This window comes from Roseburia amylophila (genome assembly GCF_025567465.1).
GTDB classification, from domain to species: Bacteria; Bacillota; Clostridia; order Lachnospirales; family Lachnospiraceae; genus Roseburia_C; species Roseburia_C amylophila.
This window is the reverse complement of sequence record NZ_JAOQKI010000007.1, coordinates 70,873-87,830: the sequence shown is the minus strand read 5'-3', so window position 1 is coordinate 87,830 and position 16,958 is coordinate 70,873. Positions and strand designations below refer to the sequence as shown.

The 16,958-nt window shown below is 39.9% G+C and carries 17 protein-coding genes; 1 reads left to right on the top strand and 16 read right to left on the bottom strand.

Going from position 1 to position 16,958, the window contains the following annotated elements:
- Positions 1-7: 7 nt before the first annotated feature.
- Complete coding sequence (locus OCV43_RS05955; protein ID WP_022243818.1) at positions 8-1,384, bottom strand: biotin/lipoyl attachment domain-containing protein; 1,377 nt, start codon at positions 1,382-1,384, stop codon at positions 8-10.
- Positions 1,385-1,475: 91 nt separating this feature from the next.
- Here OCV43_RS05955 and OCV43_RS05950 point away from each other — a divergent pair, with 91 nt between their 5' ends.
- Positions 1,476-1,688: a DUF378 domain-containing protein gene (locus tag OCV43_RS05950; RefSeq protein WP_022243817.1), complete on the top strand. Its 213-nt coding sequence runs from the start codon at positions 1,476-1,478 to the stop codon at positions 1,686-1,688.
- Positions 1,689-1,753: 65 nt separating this feature from the next.
- Here OCV43_RS05950 and OCV43_RS05945 read toward each other — a convergent pair whose 3' ends face one another.
- The 15 genes from OCV43_RS05945 to mutL all read right to left on the bottom strand — a co-directional run bounded on the left by OCV43_RS05945 (position 1,754) and on the right by mutL (position 16,956).
- On the bottom strand, positions 1,754-2,173 hold the full coding sequence (locus OCV43_RS05945) for a twitching motility protein PilT (RefSeq protein ID WP_227700091.1): 420 nt from the start codon (positions 2,171-2,173) through the stop codon (positions 1,754-1,756).
- A gap of 82 nt (positions 2,174-2,255) precedes the next feature.
- On the bottom strand, positions 2,256-3,248 hold the full coding sequence (locus OCV43_RS05940) for a D-alanyl-D-alanine carboxypeptidase family protein (protein ID WP_022243815.1): 993 nt from the start codon (positions 3,246-3,248) through the stop codon (positions 2,256-2,258).
- On the bottom strand, positions 3,232-3,627 hold the full coding sequence (locus OCV43_RS05935) for a methylglyoxal synthase (protein WP_022243814.1): 396 nt from the start codon (positions 3,625-3,627) through the stop codon (positions 3,232-3,234). Before OCV43_RS05935 ends, OCV43_RS05940 begins: the two co-directional genes overlap by 17 nt.
- A gap of 4 nt (positions 3,628-3,631) precedes the next feature.
- Positions 3,632-4,744, bottom strand: coding sequence for an FtsW/RodA/SpoVE family cell cycle protein (locus OCV43_RS05930; RefSeq protein ID WP_262623633.1), 1,113 nt, complete (start codon positions 4,742-4,744; stop codon positions 3,632-3,634).
- Between the two features lie 27 nt (positions 4,745-4,771).
- Complete coding sequence (gene minE, locus OCV43_RS05925) at positions 4,772-5,047, bottom strand: cell division topological specificity factor MinE (RefSeq protein WP_117698374.1); 276 nt, start codon at positions 5,045-5,047, stop codon at positions 4,772-4,774.
- Between the two features lie 13 nt (positions 5,048-5,060).
- Entirely contained in the window at positions 5,061-5,852 is a 792-nt protein-coding gene (gene minD / locus OCV43_RS05920) for a septum site-determining protein MinD (protein WP_022243811.1), read from the bottom strand.
- Between the two features lie 22 nt (positions 5,853-5,874).
- Positions 5,875-6,552: a septum site-determining protein MinC gene (gene minC, locus OCV43_RS05915; RefSeq protein WP_022243810.1), complete on the bottom strand. Its 678-nt coding sequence runs from the start codon at positions 6,550-6,552 to the stop codon at positions 5,875-5,877.
- A gap of 18 nt (positions 6,553-6,570) precedes the next feature.
- Positions 6,571-9,432, bottom strand: a complete 2,862-nt coding sequence (locus OCV43_RS05910; protein ID WP_262623632.1) for a penicillin-binding transpeptidase domain-containing protein — start codon at positions 9,430-9,432, stop codon at positions 6,571-6,573.
- Positions 9,425-9,943, bottom strand: a complete 519-nt coding sequence (gene mreD, locus OCV43_RS05905; RefSeq protein ID WP_117946950.1) for a rod shape-determining protein MreD — start codon at positions 9,941-9,943, stop codon at positions 9,425-9,427. Before mreD ends, OCV43_RS05910 begins: the two co-directional genes overlap by 8 nt.
- Complete coding sequence (mreC, locus tag OCV43_RS05900) at positions 9,943-10,800, bottom strand: rod shape-determining protein MreC (RefSeq protein ID WP_117946949.1); 858 nt, start codon at positions 10,798-10,800, stop codon at positions 9,943-9,945. Before mreC ends, mreD begins: the two co-directional genes overlap by 1 nt.
- A gap of 9 nt (positions 10,801-10,809) precedes the next feature.
- Positions 10,810-11,826, bottom strand: coding sequence for a rod shape-determining protein (locus OCV43_RS05895; protein WP_022243806.1), 1,017 nt, complete (start codon positions 11,824-11,826; stop codon positions 10,810-10,812).
- 19 nt (positions 11,827-11,845) lie between these two features.
- The gene (radC, locus tag OCV43_RS05890) at positions 11,846-12,523 is read right to left on the bottom strand and encodes a RadC family protein (protein WP_262623631.1); all 678 of its coding nucleotides are present in this window, start codon (positions 12,521-12,523) and stop codon (positions 11,846-11,848) included.
- A gap of 62 nt (positions 12,524-12,585) precedes the next feature.
- A complete protein-coding gene (locus OCV43_RS05885) occupies positions 12,586-13,887 on the bottom strand; it encodes a methionine gamma-lyase family protein (RefSeq protein WP_117841050.1) in 1,302 nt (433 codons plus the stop codon).
- Positions 13,888-13,977: 90 nt separating this feature from the next.
- Positions 13,978-14,928: a tRNA (adenosine(37)-N6)-dimethylallyltransferase MiaA gene (gene miaA / locus OCV43_RS05880; RefSeq protein WP_262623630.1), complete on the bottom strand. Its 951-nt coding sequence runs from the start codon at positions 14,926-14,928 to the stop codon at positions 13,978-13,980.
- A gap of 6 nt (positions 14,929-14,934) precedes the next feature.
- Positions 14,935-16,956: a DNA mismatch repair endonuclease MutL gene (mutL, locus tag OCV43_RS05875; protein ID WP_262623663.1), complete on the bottom strand. Its 2,022-nt coding sequence runs from the start codon at positions 16,954-16,956 to the stop codon at positions 14,935-14,937.
- Positions 16,957-16,958 lie beyond the last annotated feature (2 nt).

Genomic DNA, 16,958 nt, shown 5'->3' with positions numbered 1-16,958 from the left:
ACCAATATTAATTAATCAAATCATCCTCGGAAACAGCATCGCCCTCTAATGCAATGTGATCATAAATGGAGATTCCAAAATCTGTTCCAGCCTTTACAATGGTATATTCTTCATTCTGATACAAAATATCAATCTGCTTGAATACCGCATATCCCTTGTTGACATTGTATACACCCTGAAGTGTGGACTGCGCCTGCACCTCAAAAGTATCGTTGGAATCCGGCTTTTGAATGATACTGCCTGCAGTAATTTCTTCTTCGTCAATATAATAATCCGTTTCAGATTCCTGGAAAATAGCTGTTGCAACGAAATTAACAGCATTTGTCTTACTGTCCCTTACATATAAGCCTAAGGAGTTAGAATCGCCTCCACGGGTAAAATATTCCTTCGGAACAGTATAGAACGCCTTTTCTGTGATGGAAGAATTTGGAATCTTAAGTCCACTCCGCTCTGTCAGCAGTAATTCCACATCAGTAAAACGGTCTCCTGCAAAGCGAACCATGTTATTATGCAGAGATAATATCACATAATAATCATTCCCCTGGGCTTTTAATTCATAATTCACCCAGCAGCTCGTATTGTCTTTTTTAAATTTGATTTCAATAACATTGCTGTCTGTTAACCGGTCATAGGTTGCTTTCTGGACCGGAAGAATGATATTCCAGTTTTCACTGGTAATCTGCTTATAAATCGGGTCACCTGCAGCAATCGTACTGTTATTTTTAATGGTTGTCTTCTTATAATCCAGCGGCTGAATATCATCTGCCGTAAAATTATCTGTCGTGATATTTTCATAGCCATCGGTATAATAAGCAATCAGCCCCGGAGTCTGGGCATAACTGATATGGAAGGTATCACTTGCCGTTGCCCCGGATGCTGTCAAATCGGATAATGCACTCATATTTACCGATTCCATGACCTGAGAGCTTACATTTTCTTTAAAATCATATACATGATAAAAAGACAATGAATCATAGGACTGGGTAAACTGTGATACATTGGACTTCAGATTTTTAAAATAATCACTGTCAAGCCCCGTGGTATCTGAAGCAGCTGCGGCCGCCAACTGATCACTGACAGAGCCTGTCTCATCCACAGAACAGATAATATTGTTCCAGCCAGCCTGGGCATTGTCTGCAATGTAATAATTAAAGGTACCACTATAGTCGGAAGTATAAACACTTTCTGACCTTACAATCAATCCGGTATAAGTATTATTCTCGGCAATTGTACCCTGGGTCACTTCATATATTCCAATGTGTTTTTCGGTGAAATAAGAAAATACATAAAAAAGAATATATACAAGAATAATGACAAAAATGACAATCTCTATATTTAAATGAAATGGTTTTCGATACTTTACAATCTTTTTTGTTTCAGCCACAATCGTTCCGCCTTTATAAAGAATAAATAGAAACTGATGTATAATGTCATCCACTTTGCACCATACTACATAGTAAAGGAGGACTTTGGCTATGAGTTCAAAAGGATTAGATTATACATTACTAACACTTGTAATCATTGGAGCCATCAACTGGGGACTCATCGGATTCTTCCGATTTGACCTGGTGGCATTTCTGTTTGGTAATATGAGCTGGCTTTCCCGCATTATCTATGCACTTGTCGGAATCAGCGGTCTTTATCTGCTTTCTGCCTACGGACGAATCCGCTCTATCGAACAGGCTTAGTAAAAAAGGTGTCTTAAGCATTTTAAGGACTTAAGACACCGCTTTTACTGCCAATTCAGGCATTTTTAAAGTGCTGCAACTACTTTTGCTTTTGCACATTCTGGAAGTTTTGAAGCATCCATAGAAATACTTAAAATAAATTTAACTTTATACTTCTCACTGATGACATCAAGTTTTTCAATAGCATGAGTAAATTCTTCGTCCTTCATACCGGAAATCGTAAGAAAACTATCCAGATACATCTCATGTAAATCATGATCAGATGAAACGATACCACATATAAAACCTAAAAACTCATCACAATTGGATATTGGAAAATCTGCAACATTGACAAGTCTGACTTTATTGTCCAGCTCATACATATGTTTCTGGCTCTTATCCAGATATACAATGTTGCCACCGACTGTTTTTACAGCTTCGTTTACCTTATCCAGTAATACTTTTGTCTTTCCTTTACCCTTTTCTCCTGCAATTATTTCAATCATCGCATTTCCTCCCAGACATTATTTTCTTCAATGAAGAACTATATAAATTCATTATATAATATGTTGCTGCTTTATACAATGCCTAGTTACCACATCCGGCAAGTATTTCATTCATCATAAGATACAGATTGGATTTACAGTCTGCCTTTAATACAATGGATATCACCGGTTGTCCACCGGCATTATCCGTAAGTAACACAAGACAGAATCCTGCGTCCCCGGTGGTTCCTGTCTTCCCGCCCACCAGTGTAAATCCATCCGGTAATTTGGATTCACCGGTTTTATACTGATTGGTACTGCTCCAGTCCTGGGTCTTAGCACTGCCATCTGCCGCTGTATAATTGGTGGTATAGGAGCTGGTAGAAATCAGCTGGTAAAAGGTCTCGTCCTGTAATGCCTTTTGGAAAATCAGATACAAATCATAAACGGTTGTATAATGATTCTCATCCGGCAGTCCATTTGGATTCATAAAATGAGAACCGGTTGCACCAAGTTGCTGTGCTTCCTGATTCATCAAATCCACAAAAGCTTCTACGGAACCGGAAATATGTTCTGCAATTGCAATGGCTGCATCATTTCCGCTTCGCAGCATCAGACCATAAAGTAAATCCTGTAAAGTCATCTGGTCTCCCGCCTGCAATCCGCATTTAGAAGAATCAGATGCCAGATTTACGGCATTGTCACTGATTGTTACCACATCACTGAGATTTCCATATTTGATAGCAAGATAAGCGGTCAGTATCTTTGTTGTACTGGCCGGATACATCCGCTCATATATATTCTGGGCATATGTAATTGTATTAGTTGCCGTGTTAAATACTCCGGCGGCCTCTGCCACACTGTTATGTTCTACGGATTCCTGCCCGATATTTTCAGTTCCGCCAACACATAAATTGGCACCAAAATAAGAGCTGACCGTATCCTCTGCACCGGATAGCACATTTACGCTGCTGCTTTCTCCATATACCGGATAGCCATTCTCTACAACGCTTTTGGCTTTCCCACAACCCGTTACAGATACGAACACACATACAACAAGCAGACCTGCCAGTACACGTTTATTTATACATTTCACGCCACTCAAGGTCTCCTCTGTCTAATGATTTAATCAAAAGCTCTGCAGTAGCAAGATTTGTTGCCAGCGGAATATTGTGTATATCGCATAAACGAACTACACTGTTTACATCCGGCTCATGTGACTTCTGTGATAATGGATCACGCAGGAAAATCACAAGGTCAATCTCGTTATGCTCAATCTGTGCACCAAGCTGCTGTGCACCGCCTAAATGACCTGCGAGATATTTGTGGACATTCAGATTTGCTACTTCCTCAATTAGTCTTCCTGTAGTTCCCGTTGCAAAAAGTTCATTTTTACAAAGAATTCCCCGGTATGCAATACAAAAATTCTGCATAAGCTTTTTCTTCGCGTCGTGTGCAATCAAACCGATATTCATTCGTTTAGTCCCCCTGTCCATATTTTCTAGGCTGAAGCCCTACATTCAGTACCAGACCAATTCCCGCAAACAGCGTGACTAACGATGTTAATCCATAGCTTACAAAAGGAAGTGGAAGTCCGGTGTTTGGCATCAAACCTGTGACAACACATATATTTACAAAACTCTGGAAACCAATCAATGCAGCAATTCCGCTGGCAATCAACCGGCCTGCCATGTCTTTTGCACGTCTTGCAACCAACAGACATTCTATGGTAATAAGAAACAGTAATACGATAATAATAACACTGCCGATAAAGCCCATCTCTTCACCTACTATAGAAAAAATAAAGTCTGTCTGTGGTTCTGATATAAAGTTACCGTTTTTAACAGAAACAATATTCGTATTATTAAGTCCCTTGCCCCAGAGTTGTCCGGAGCCCACTGCCATAATCGAGTTCTGCTGCTGATATGCAATGTTAGGATATTTATCGGGTTCCAGCCAGCCTAAAATACGAAGTGCCTGATTTCCTGTCAAAAGTTTCTGCCCCGGCTGTAATACCAGCGTTAAGACCACAACCAGTGACGGAACCGCCACTGCCAGCACACCCATTACTATTTTATAACTTAATCCGGCAATAAACAAGAGGGATGCAAAAATTAATGCTGTAACAATTGTGGTAGAAAGATCCGGCTCCTTAAAAATCAGAAGAAGCGGTACGGCTGCCAATACCAGCGTGCAAAACAGCGTCCGGATATTATTCAGTTTATCTTTATTTTTGCTTAGATAATAGGCAAAAAACAGAACTAACAGAATCTTGCCTAATTCGGAAGGCTGAAAGCGGATTCCAAGCTTCAGCCAGCGGCGTGCTCCTTTTGTCTTTTCTCCAATGACAAAGATAGCTGCCAATAAAGCCACATTAATAAAATAGAATATCCAACTGAATTTCAATATAAAATTGTAATCAATCAGCGATACACCAACCATTACAATCAGACCTAAGATTAAACCTGCAATCTGCTTATTCTGTACGGAAGGCTTTGCACTGCCAACTACCATAATTCCAATGATGGTCAGTGCCACCACATAAAATACCAGTCGGAAACGGTAGTCTTTTAAGCGGTATTGTTTTAACATAAATCACTACTTCCAATCTGAAGTCTGTTATTTTCCGGAATGCTTCAAATCCTTAATCGGAATATTTGCAAACAATGCCGGAACAGCTCCGTTATTACCATCTGATTCGGTCTGGGTAATCTGAATATCAAGCCCTTCCGCATCAATTTCCATATATTTTGATATTACCTGGATAATATCATTTTTGATATTTTCCATTACATCCGGCGAGCAGTCAGCACGGTCTGAAATTAACAATAATTTCAGACGGTCTTTCGCTACATTACCGGAATTCTTTTTCTTAAAAAAATCCATGAATCCCATAATTATTATCCCCCTAGTTTTTCTTAAATAAACTTACGAATTTAGACCATACGCCATTTTTAGACTCTAAGTCAAGAAGCGGTACTTCTTCTCCCATGATACGTTTACAGATATTTAAATATGCCTGTCCTGCAAGGCTGTCAGAGCCTACTAACGGCTCACCCTGGTTGGTTGAGATTACAATCTGTTCGTCATCCGGAACTGCACCGATTAAATCGATAGCAAGAATCTCATGAACATCTTCAATGGACATCATATCGCCACGTTTTACCATATCCATACGCAGTCGATTTACGATTAACTCGATTTTCTTAATTTCATTTGCCTCTAAAAGACCAATGATACGGTCTGCATCACGGATTGCAGATACCTCCGGTGTGGTAACAACCAGTGCACGGTCTGCTCCTGCAATTGCATTTTTAAATCCCTGCTCGATTCCAGCCGGGCAGTCTAATAATATGTAATCAAATTCTTCTCTTAATTCTTCTACTAATTTCTGCATCTGCTCCGGTGTAACAGAGGTTTTATCTCTGGTCTGGGCAGACGGCAATAAGAAAAGGTTCGGATATTTCTTATCTTTGATTAATGCCTGTTTGATTCTGCAATTGCCTTCTACAACATCTACCAGATTGTATACAATACGGTTCTCAAGACCCATAACTACATCAAGGTTACGTAATCCGATATCGGTATCAATCAATACTACTTTTTTATTTAACTGTGCAAGACCGGTTCCTACATTTGCAGTAGTTGTTGTCTTACCAACACCGCCTTTTCCTGATGTAATAACAATTACTTCGCTCATGATTTATTCTTCCTCCTAAATCTTATATATTCATTAATAATCCACTTGTAATCGGTTCGATTAGTATGGAATCATCCATAACAACAGCTACCTGCGGTTCTAAAGTCTTCCGCCGGTTCTTAATGGCACTCAGTGGTCCGCGGTCAGAGCTTCTTCCAATTACATTACCTATTTTAATCTGTACCGGGTCCATATCAAGGGCAGCTACAAAGGTATGCTCATCTCCTGCCGCTCCAGCATAGGCATTGCCACGAAGCGAGCCTAATACCACAATATTTCCTTTTGCAATAATTTTTGCACCTGGGTTCACATCGCCAAGTACAACAATGCTTGTCTTACATTCAATGACCTGTCCACTTCGCAGAGTTCCCTTATAGAATTCACCGGTTCTTCCAGACTGACTTTCATCAAATTCCTGAATCTTTCGGGCACAGATTTCATCCCGCAGGGAATTATTATCTAAAATACATACCACATCAATGCTGGTATTTCGACTGATCAAATCAACGATTGCAAGTTCTTCTTCCTGACTTAATTCCCTGCCCTCAAAAGACAAGGCAATTCTGGCATTTTTAAAGAATTTGTCGGATTCTTTAAATTTATGAAGTATCTCGTCTAATAGCTCCTGAAATGGAATTCTATCATCTAAAATCAGATTGATTCCATGGGGATTACTCTTTAAAACAACTGGTTGCGACATATACTTCCCTCCTGACATTTAATCATTAAAGGCATTGGCAGCAGCTCCAACATCTTCTGCCTGACCATCTAACAAGGTAGATGTATCCTCCAAATGGAAATAATATTTATATACTGATGCAGCAAGTTCTGCAGTATTGGCTGATGTATATCCGTATGCAATACGGGTTGCAATGGAAATCTCAGGATCATTATATGGTGCATATCCTACATATAACGCATGGTTTGGTCTGGTTGGTACCTGCTGTGCGGTACCCGTTTTACCGGCAGAATCTACAGTAAGTCCATCAAACTGCTCATGGGTTTCTACCACCATCTTCATACCGGAATGAATGGCATCCCAGGTACTCTCTGAAATATTGTCCATCGTGTTCTTTATGGTCGGTTCATAGGTTTCTAATACGTTACCATCGGAATCTGTAACCTGTTTTAACAGGGTATAATTATATACGGTTCCACTGTTTGCAACTGCGGTTACATAACGGGATAACTGTACCGTAGTAAAACTGTTGTTACTCTGTCCGATTGCAGAAGTAATCGGGAACTCTGTGGTCTGCTTCGGTTTACTTTCTGCAATTTCAATTCCGGTTTTAGAATCAAGACCATACATGGATGAGTATTTATTAATCATTTCCACACCATGGTCTTCATTATAAGTTCCATTTACCATACTTAAATCGTAACCAACTTTATAAAAGAAATAGTTACAGGAATCTCTTAATGCCTCTGAAACATTGATGGAACCGTGACTGCTTGGATAAATCCAACATTTTGGTCCATTTGCCACTTCTTCAAACTGTCCTTTATCCAAAATAGTTGTACCAGGTGAAATAATACCCTCAGTAAGTCCTGCTGTTGCAGTAACCATCTTAAAGGTAGAACCAGGTGCCGTCGTCTGCTGTGTTGCATTATTATAGAACGGATTTGATAAATCCTGATACAGCAAATTATAATAATTACTGTCTACTGTATTTGCCAGACGGTTGGTATCATAGCCCGGATAAGTAACACAGGCCAACAGTTCGCCGGTCTTTACATCTGTAATGACACAGGAGCCGGAACAAGGATCCAGTGCAAGCTGTGCCGGTGTAATCTCAAGATTCTTCACCTTTTCTTTTACAAAATTAAAGGCACTGATGCTGCCGGACTGTAACCCACTTACTGCCGTGTCATCATAGTTTAACACTTTTTGGTCAAAAAGTGCAAGACAAAGCTGCGTTCCATTAATCAGGTCATCGTGAATCATGTACTTATACATAATCTTTGAAAATCCCTTATCTGATGCCAGTTCTTCTACAATATAGCTGACCAGTGCATCATAGATTTCGGAAGAATCAGAATACTTCTCGTCTACGGAAAACTTCGTGATATCAATCCATTTCTGGCTGATGGCATAATTTAAATATTCATTTACACTGATTTTATTACCTGCATAATTTTTATAGGTTTCATCCGATTTGTCAATGGAATCTGTAAGCAAAATTTTATTATTGACCAGCATTTTCGGAATATAGGTCATATAATTCTGCATTTCCTCAGGCAACTCATCCACTGGAGTTGCTGCTGAACTGCTAAGGCTGCTTTCCACCTGGGTTAATACTGTTTGCTGTTTACTTCCAAAGGCACTGAAAATCTGTTTTTCCACATCGGAAGCATCTTCAGTACTAAAGTGGTTTAAATCCAATACATTATTATTAATCAATGCAAAATACACATCATCAATTGGAATCAGAATATCGGACGCTGTTCCGGCTGCGGTATTATATTCTTTGATATTCACAATTTTAGAATATAAAATTCCGGCAATTTCCTGTTCCAAAAGATTATAAACCGCTTCCTGCAAATCTTTATCAATAGAAAGATAAACGTCATTTCCGGCCTGTGGCTCAATCCGTTCGGTTGTCTCCATTACTTTTCCGAGACTGTCGACATAAACGGTTTCACTGCCCTTTTTGCCCTGTAGTGTTTCGTCCATAACCTGCTCAATTCCGGATTTTCCAATGACATCATTTAAAGAATACTCATCATTATCAGCAGATAATTCATCATATTCTTCCTGGGAAATCTTTCCGGTATATCCGATAATATGGGAAAAATACTTGCTGTCTACATATTTTCGGATGGTATCTTCCGAGATATCCACACCCTGCAATGCATTCATATTTTCTGTAATATATGCTACGGTTTCATCACTAACATTTTGGGCAATGGTTGTGGAAATGTATTTCTGATAGCTGTTTTCTGCAATGGCACAACGCAATACCACAATCCGGTATAAGTCTTCTCTGGCATAATCATCTTCTGATAAATCATAGCCATTCTGTTTACTGGATCTGCAAAGGTAATCCATTACCTGCTTTGGGGTTGCTTCTGCTTCGTTATATTTCAGCTTCTTATTATAGGCTAAATCATCCGCAGAAGAATGTCCATAAGTGTCAGCAAGGAAACGCTTTAATGTGGTTCCCTCTACCGTATAATAATAGTTCCCGTCATCATCCAGTCCGATTTCAAAATCATTTTCAATGACATCGCCGTTTTTATCCAGCTCTTTGATAATATTGTAAAGTTCTGTATTAAGAGCCTCATTCTTTTCTGAAGTCTTGTCATAAGAACCATTATCCTCAATGGTTACGCTGTTTGCCAGTTCGTTGTAGGCTAAAAGATTACCATTACGGTCATAAATATTGCCACGGGAACCATTTAAGATACGTGGTTTCTGGATTTTTAAACTGTAATTATCCTGATACTCTTCACCTTTGATAATCTGAAGGTAAAATAGTCTGCCTATCAAAGTCGATGACAAAAGAATCATGACAACGCAGAGTACAAATATTCTTGATTTTGCAACTTTATGAAGTATTTCTTTCAGTGTATCAAACAAATTTCGCTGCACTCCTTTTTTCAATACGCTCTAACCGCTGGTTAATTTTCAAAATAATGAAATATAAAACCACAGAAATCAAAAGCGTGTATACAAGTTCCGGTATGATAATGTGTAACATATAATATCCAATTGCAAACTGCTTGCGGAATAAAAACCGGAAAAAGTAGATAAACAGATTATAAGATAAATCACTTCCGGCAATCAAAAGCATTGGAAGCTTAATATCGTCCGGGTAAAACATCTTCTTAAAGCATCCGTTTAAGAAGCCTGCATACATATATAAAAGGGCATAAAATCCAATCATCTCCCCAAAAAAGATATCTATCAGCAGTCCACTGAAGAAACCGATAAATATCCCTTCTTTTCTTCCGCGCATAAATCCAAAAGATGCACAGACCACAATCAAAAGATTCGGGGAAATAGACGCAAAGGATAACGCCTTAAATAATGTGCTTTGCAATAAAAAGCATACAACAATAATTAATGTAACGGTGATTTTTCTTCTCATCAATCAGACCCCGTTTCCTTTTTATCAAGTATTACCAAAACCTGCTGAAGATGTTCAAAGTCAACTGCCGGAGTAATGGTTCCTGATTTGGTCAGGTGGTTGGAATCTTCCGAAATACTGCTGACATATCCCACCAGAATGCCCTGCAGATATTTATCACTGACATTGGAGGTTACAATCTGATCTCCTATCTGAACCTTGTTTTCGCTGTCGTTTAATCCGGAGAACTCGATTACCTGGTCTTCATTCATACTCTGAAGATTACCATTTATAATACAGTTATCTGACGTATTTAATATCATGCCGTATACCTTGGCAGAATCATCAATCACAGAACGCACCTTTGCATAATGCGGTCCCACATCGATAACAATTCCTACCAGTCCGTTTCCGGCAATGACATTCATATCTACTTCAATTCCATCTTTGGAGCCTTTGTCAATGGTGAAGACGGAAAACCAGTTGCCCGGGTCCTTTCCGATAACATTTGCTCCGGTTTTCTTGTAATCCGAATACTGCTGGTCTAAAGCTAACAGTTCCCTTAAATTATCCAGTTCATACTGTTCTAATTTAATGGTGTTTAATTCGTTGGTCAGTTCTTCTACCTGTCCCTTCAACTGTTCGTTTTCTTCCATGACGTCATTCAGATTTTTTAAATTATCTGCCTTGTCAGAAAGCCATGTACCAGCATAATTGATTCCCTTCTGCATTGGTTCAAAAATTGCACCGGCAATCGAATTCAACGGTCCGCCACCAAGATTCAATGAAAAACTGACATACATTGCCAGAATACATAATGCGGTCATGGACAATAATATATACTTTGTTGGAATTTGATGTTTTGGTCTACGTCTCATTTTATGCCTCTATTTATATATTTTGGATTTCATACTGAATCCTAAATGTTTATATTTCTCATCTGAAACAATCTTATTCAATCCTCGAACTGCACATTCTTCCGGATTCTCGCAGGAATTTACCTTTATATTGGTAATCTCAGTAAATAATTTATCCAGATTATGTATTTTAGAACCGCCACCGGTAATATAAATACCGGAATGAATAATATCTTTTGCAAGTTCAGGCGGAGTCTTCTCCAAAATCATTTTAATAGAGTTACAGATAGAATTAAGATTATCCTTAATTGCAGCATAAATGACTTCTGCAGTAATCTCCATCTCAATCGGCAGACCACTGACTACATCACGGCCAACTATAACCATACTCTTTTCCATGCCAGGTGTACCGGAACCAAGTTCTTCTTTTAAAGTCTTAGCAGTTTTGCGCCCGATCACAAGATTAAAGTTCTTTTTGATATAACTGCTTATGGAGTCATCAATGCGGTTTCCACCAAAATGCAGTAAGTCACTTAATACAAGTCCACCCAGGGAAATTACTGAAATTTCTGTGGTATCTGCTCCGATATCTACAATCATGGCTCCGGTCGGCTCATTGACATCAAGTCCCAAACCAACAGCATCAGCCAATGGCTTCTCACATAAAAGGACAGACTTCGGTTTCATTTTGCTCTTATAAAAGATATCAAAGAAAGCTTTTTTCTCAACTTCCGTAATATCTGTTGGTACCGCAACGATAAATTCTGCACCACGGGTCTTGCCCTTTGCGTGTTTTTCTAAAAATTCCTGTATCATGGTCTGCATATTATTAAAATCTGCAATAACACCACAGATAATCGGAAAAGAAACCTGAATCTGCTCCGGTGCCTTCTCATACATTGCATACGCTGCATCACCATAAGCATACATCTGATTCTTATTTATGATGGCAATCGTATTTTTTTCATTTAGTATTTTCCCAGTTGCCTTGCAATATACCTTCATATTAGAGGTTCCAAGATCAATTCCATAAATGTTATTCGACATTTCTTTCTCCCTCCGGAAATCATAGCATTTCCTGTTCTTTAAAACTAAAATATTTTTTATCACCAATAATAATATGATCAGCAAGCTCAATTTCAAGAAGCCTGCCGCCTTCCACTATCTTTCTGGTAACTTCAATGTCCTGCCTGCTTGGTAGTGGATTTCCGCTGGGATGATTATGCACTAAAATCACATGTACTGCATGATATTCAAATGCTTTTAAGAAAATCTCCCTCGGGGAAATCAGTGAGGCATTTACTGTGCCGATTGAAAGAATGGAATCTGCAATCAGATGACACTTCGTATCAAACATGCAAAGCATCAGATGTTCCTTTTCTTCATGCCGAAGCTGCTCCATATAATAGTCTGCTACGGAAAAAGCATTCTGCATTACAACTGCCTGCTGGCGTCCGGTCTGTGCAATCCGCTTTGAAAGCTCTGCGATACACTTTAACTGGATTGCTTTTACTTTCCCGATACCCGGAACCTCCTGTAATTCCTTAAGACTCATCTGATAAAGCCCTAAAAGATTTCCGGTGCGTTTGCTCAATACATGCTTTGCTACTTCTGTTGAAGAACTTCCATTTGTGCCACAGCGGATAATTACCGCTAAAAGCTCTGCATCCGATAGGGATGCCGCCCCGGATTTCAAGCACTTTTCATAGGGCTGTTCGGAGACTGGCAGATTTTTTGCTGTCATATTATAACCTCTTTCTACTCTCACCGGTAACCCATTTCTTCCAAAAAGGCATATACTTTATATTAACACATCATATCTTCATTAACAAGTTTCTGTTCATAAAGTTTTTGTAAAGACATCAGGATTCCAAGTTTTGCATGATACCAGGTCAGTCCACCCTGAAAATATACGGCATACGGCTCTCTTAATGGACCATCGGCACTTAATTCAATGGAGGAACCCTGTACAAATGCCCCGGCAGCCATAATGACATCACTGTCATAGCCCGGCATTGCCCATGGCTCCGGTGTTACATAGCTGTCCACCGGCGCTGCAGCCTGAATTCCTTTGCAGAATGCAATCAGACCTTCCGGGCTGTTTAAGGTAACTGCCTGAATAATATCGTGACGGCTCTCTGTGCCATTCGGTACAACGGCAAAGCCCAGTCTTTCGTAGATATTTGCAGCAAAAATTGCACCCTTTAATGCACCTGCTGTAACTACCGGTGCCTGAAACAGTCCCTGATAGAAAGAAGAAATTACATTTAAGGAAGCACCCACTTCTTTGCCGAGACCCGGAGAAGTCAGGCGGTATGCTGCATTTTCCACACATTCTTTTTTGCCGACAATATAGCCGCCGATTGGTGCCAGTCCGCCCCCCGGATTCTTAATCAAGGAACCTACAATCATGTCTGCTCCTACATCCAGTGGCTCTCTTTCTTCTACAAATTCACCGTAGCAGTTATCTACCATACAGATAACGTCAGGTTTTATGGATTTGATAAAGGAAATCAGTTCTCCAATCCGCTCTACGGATAAGGTAGGTCTTGTCTGGTATCCCTTGGAACGCTGAATGGTCACAAGATGTGTTTTCTCATTGATTGCTTTTTTGATATTCTCATAATCAAAGCTGCCATCGGAAAGTAAATCTACCTGGCGATAAGTAATGCCATATTCTGCCAGTGAGCCTTTGGATGGTCGGATACCGATAACTTCCTCTAAGGTATCGTACGGTTTTCCTACCGGTGATAATAATTCGTCCCCCGGTCTTAAATTTGACATCAATGCCAGTGCCAGTGCATGGGTTCCGCAGGTAATCTGCGGACGGACCAGAGCATCTTCTCCATGGAAACAGCTTGCGTATACTTTTTCCAGTGTATCTCTTCCCAGATCGTTATATCCATATCCATTGGACATGGCAAAGCATTCTGCGGAAACTCTGTTTTTCTGCATGGCATCAATTACTTTCATCTGATTATATTCTGCTGTTGCATCAATTGCTGCAAAACGTTCTTTTAATTCATCCTCTATCTTTTTTCCAAAACGGTATACTTCTTTGCTGATACCCATTTCTTCATATTTCTTTTCAATCATTTCTTCTCTCATCATTTTCCTCGTCTTTCCGACTGCAATTTCTTTCTAAATTACAGCAAGTCTATCATATAATGTTCTCTTTCTTTTTGTATGAATAAAAACTTAAGAAATAATAGCTTTTTCCTTAAGTATCTTTATCATGTATGCAAGAATTGCCTCATTTTTATAATCAAACTCATTTTTGTTAAGCCAGATGACATCCCGTTCCCGTTTAAACCATGTAATCTGCCGTTTTGCGAAATGTCTTGTTTCCCGCTTGATAATATAAACTGCTTCTTCCAAAGAATAACCGCCATCAAGATAGGATAACATTTCTTTATAGCCAATTCCCTGCATTGCCACCATATCTTTGGTGCAGCCCATTTCCTTTAAGCGGCAGACTTCTGCTTCCAGTCCATCTTCTATCATTTTATCTACTCTGGCATCGATTCTTTTGTATAAGTGGCTGCGCTCATCATTTAATACAAAATAGGCAAAATTATAAGGTGAAGTCCGCATCTGCTCTTTTGCATTATGCTCAGAAATTTTTCTACCGGTCTCCTGATAGAATTCCAACGCACGGATGACGCGTTTTCTGTTATTCGGATGGATGGCTTCGGCAGATTCCGGGTCCACTTCCTTTAACCGGTCATGAAGATACTGATTGCCATGTTCTTCTGCCAGCGCTTCCAACTCTTTCCGGTATGCACTGTCACTTTCCTGTTCCGTAAAATCAATATCATTTAACAGCGCCTGGATATAAAATCCGGTGCCGCCGGCAATAATCGGAATCTTTCCATGGGCATATATTTCATTTAAATATTTTTTGGCATATTCCTGAAATTTTACCACATGAAATTCATCGAAAGGCTCTAATTCATCCACCAGATAATGACGTACACCATCCATTTCTTCCGGTGTGATTTTTGCGGAACCTACATCCATATGTTTATACACCTGCATGGAATCGGCGGAGATAATCTCTCCGCCAATGACCTTTGCAAGCTGAATGGATAATTCTGTTTTTCCTACCGCAGTAGGACCTGTCAGTACTACAATTGGTTTCTTCATCATCTTTTCCTACACAATCCGCTTGAATTTTTTCTCAATTTCATATTTTGACATGGCAATAATCGTTGGTCTTCCATGTGGACAATTATATGGATTATCAAGCTTCATCAAATCTTTCATAAGCTGTTCCATTTCCGGCAGGCTCAGTCTCTGGCTTCCCTTTACTGCAGCTTTGCAGGACATGGATGCGATTTTGTCTAAAATAACATCCGTCGTTGCCCGCTCGGATATGCCATCGGTAAGCTCGTCTAACATGTCAATCAATACATCCCTGGTATTCAGCCGGTAAAGATTACCCGGAACTCCGCAGATACTGTATTCTGCACCACCAAAGTGCTCAATTTCGAAACCTAGCTTCGTAAACTGTTCTTTGAATCGCTCCAGTACTTCTGCCTCACGCATGGATAATGTTATGACAATCGGCGGGCTGATAGCCTGAGAAGTAAACTCTTTCTTCTCAAACTGCTTTTTTAATTTTTCATACATGACTTTCTCATGGGCAGCATGCTGGTCTACAATAAACAGTCTGTCATTATATTCTACCAGCCAGTAGGTATCAAAAAGCTGTCCGATAATCTTCTGCTTTGCCATCTCCTCTTCTTTTAAGAAAGAACCCTGTTCATAGCTTCCTTCCGGCTTTGCTCCGTAGGTTTCTTCCTCCCGGAGGACATAGGCTTCTTTTGCCAGTTCTTTTTCCGTTTCTTTTTTCGATTGTTCCGGAAGCGGCTCTTTCCGGATTCCTTCCGGTTGTGTCAGAATCTGTTCTTCTGGTTGTTCTGGCTGATTCTTAATATCCGCTTCAGGTGTCTGCTCCGGCTGCATCGATTTTATCGTAGTAAGAAGCTTTTCCGCAGAGCTGACTGACCCGGTTCCCATTGGCCGGCTGACAGGATATTTTATTTCGTAAGGACTGTCTTTTCGTACTGCCTTCCGGATTTCTTCCAAACGTTTCTGCTCAAATGGCTCTGGCATTACCTTCTCTATCTTAGGAACTTCCATCTCGTTTTTCTTTGGTGTATCCACCGGAACTTCCGGTATAATATCACGGTGCACTAGCGCTGCCGATAAAATACTCTGCACTTCCCGGTACAGCTCCTGCTGGTTGGAAAAGCGAAGTTCCATCTTGGTGGGATGCACATTTACATCCAAAAGACTGCTGTCAATCTCAAAATAAAGTACCGTAAAGGGATACTGATGCTGCATCAGAAACGGTTTAAAGGCATCCTCTATAGCCTTGGATAAAATCTGGCTCCGGATAAATCTGCCATTGACAAAATATAATTCGTAGCCCCGGTTTCCTCTGGAAATCATCGGCTTTCCAATAAATCCACTGACTTTAAAAAGCTCGCTTTCATGTGCAATCGGAAGCAGTGCTTTTGTAATATCCCTTCCGTATAAATGGTAGATAATATCCTTGATATTTCCATTTCCGGATGACTGCAGTTTTACCTGATTATTCATAATAAATTTGAAAGCTACGTCTGGATGGGATAAAATCATCCGCTGCATCAGTTCATGAATATAGGTGCCTTCTGTCTGGGCGGATTTTAAGAATTTCTTTCTTGCCGGTGTATTATAAAAAAGATTCCGTATAATAAAAGTGGTTCCATCCGGCGCACCGATTTCTTCCAAAGAAACTTCCTTTGAGCCTTCAATGAGATAACGGGATCCGGTAAAATCACCATTCGTCTTTGTAATGAGTTCCACCTGGCTTACTGCTGCGATACTTGATAATGCTTCACCTCGGAACCCTAAGGATGTAACGGTAAACAAATCTTCTACGGATTTAATCTTACTGGTGGAATGACGCAAAAATGCCAAAGGAATCTGTTCCCTTTCGATTCCGCAACCATTGTCCGAAATACGGATAAAGGATACTCCACCTTCTTTGATTTCAACCGTTACTGCACTGGAACCTGCATCTATCGCATTTTCCACTAACTCCTTTACCACCGAGCTTGGTCGTTCGATGACTTCTCCTGCCGCAATTTTATCAATTGTTTCCTGACTTAACAGTGCAATCTGTGGCATAA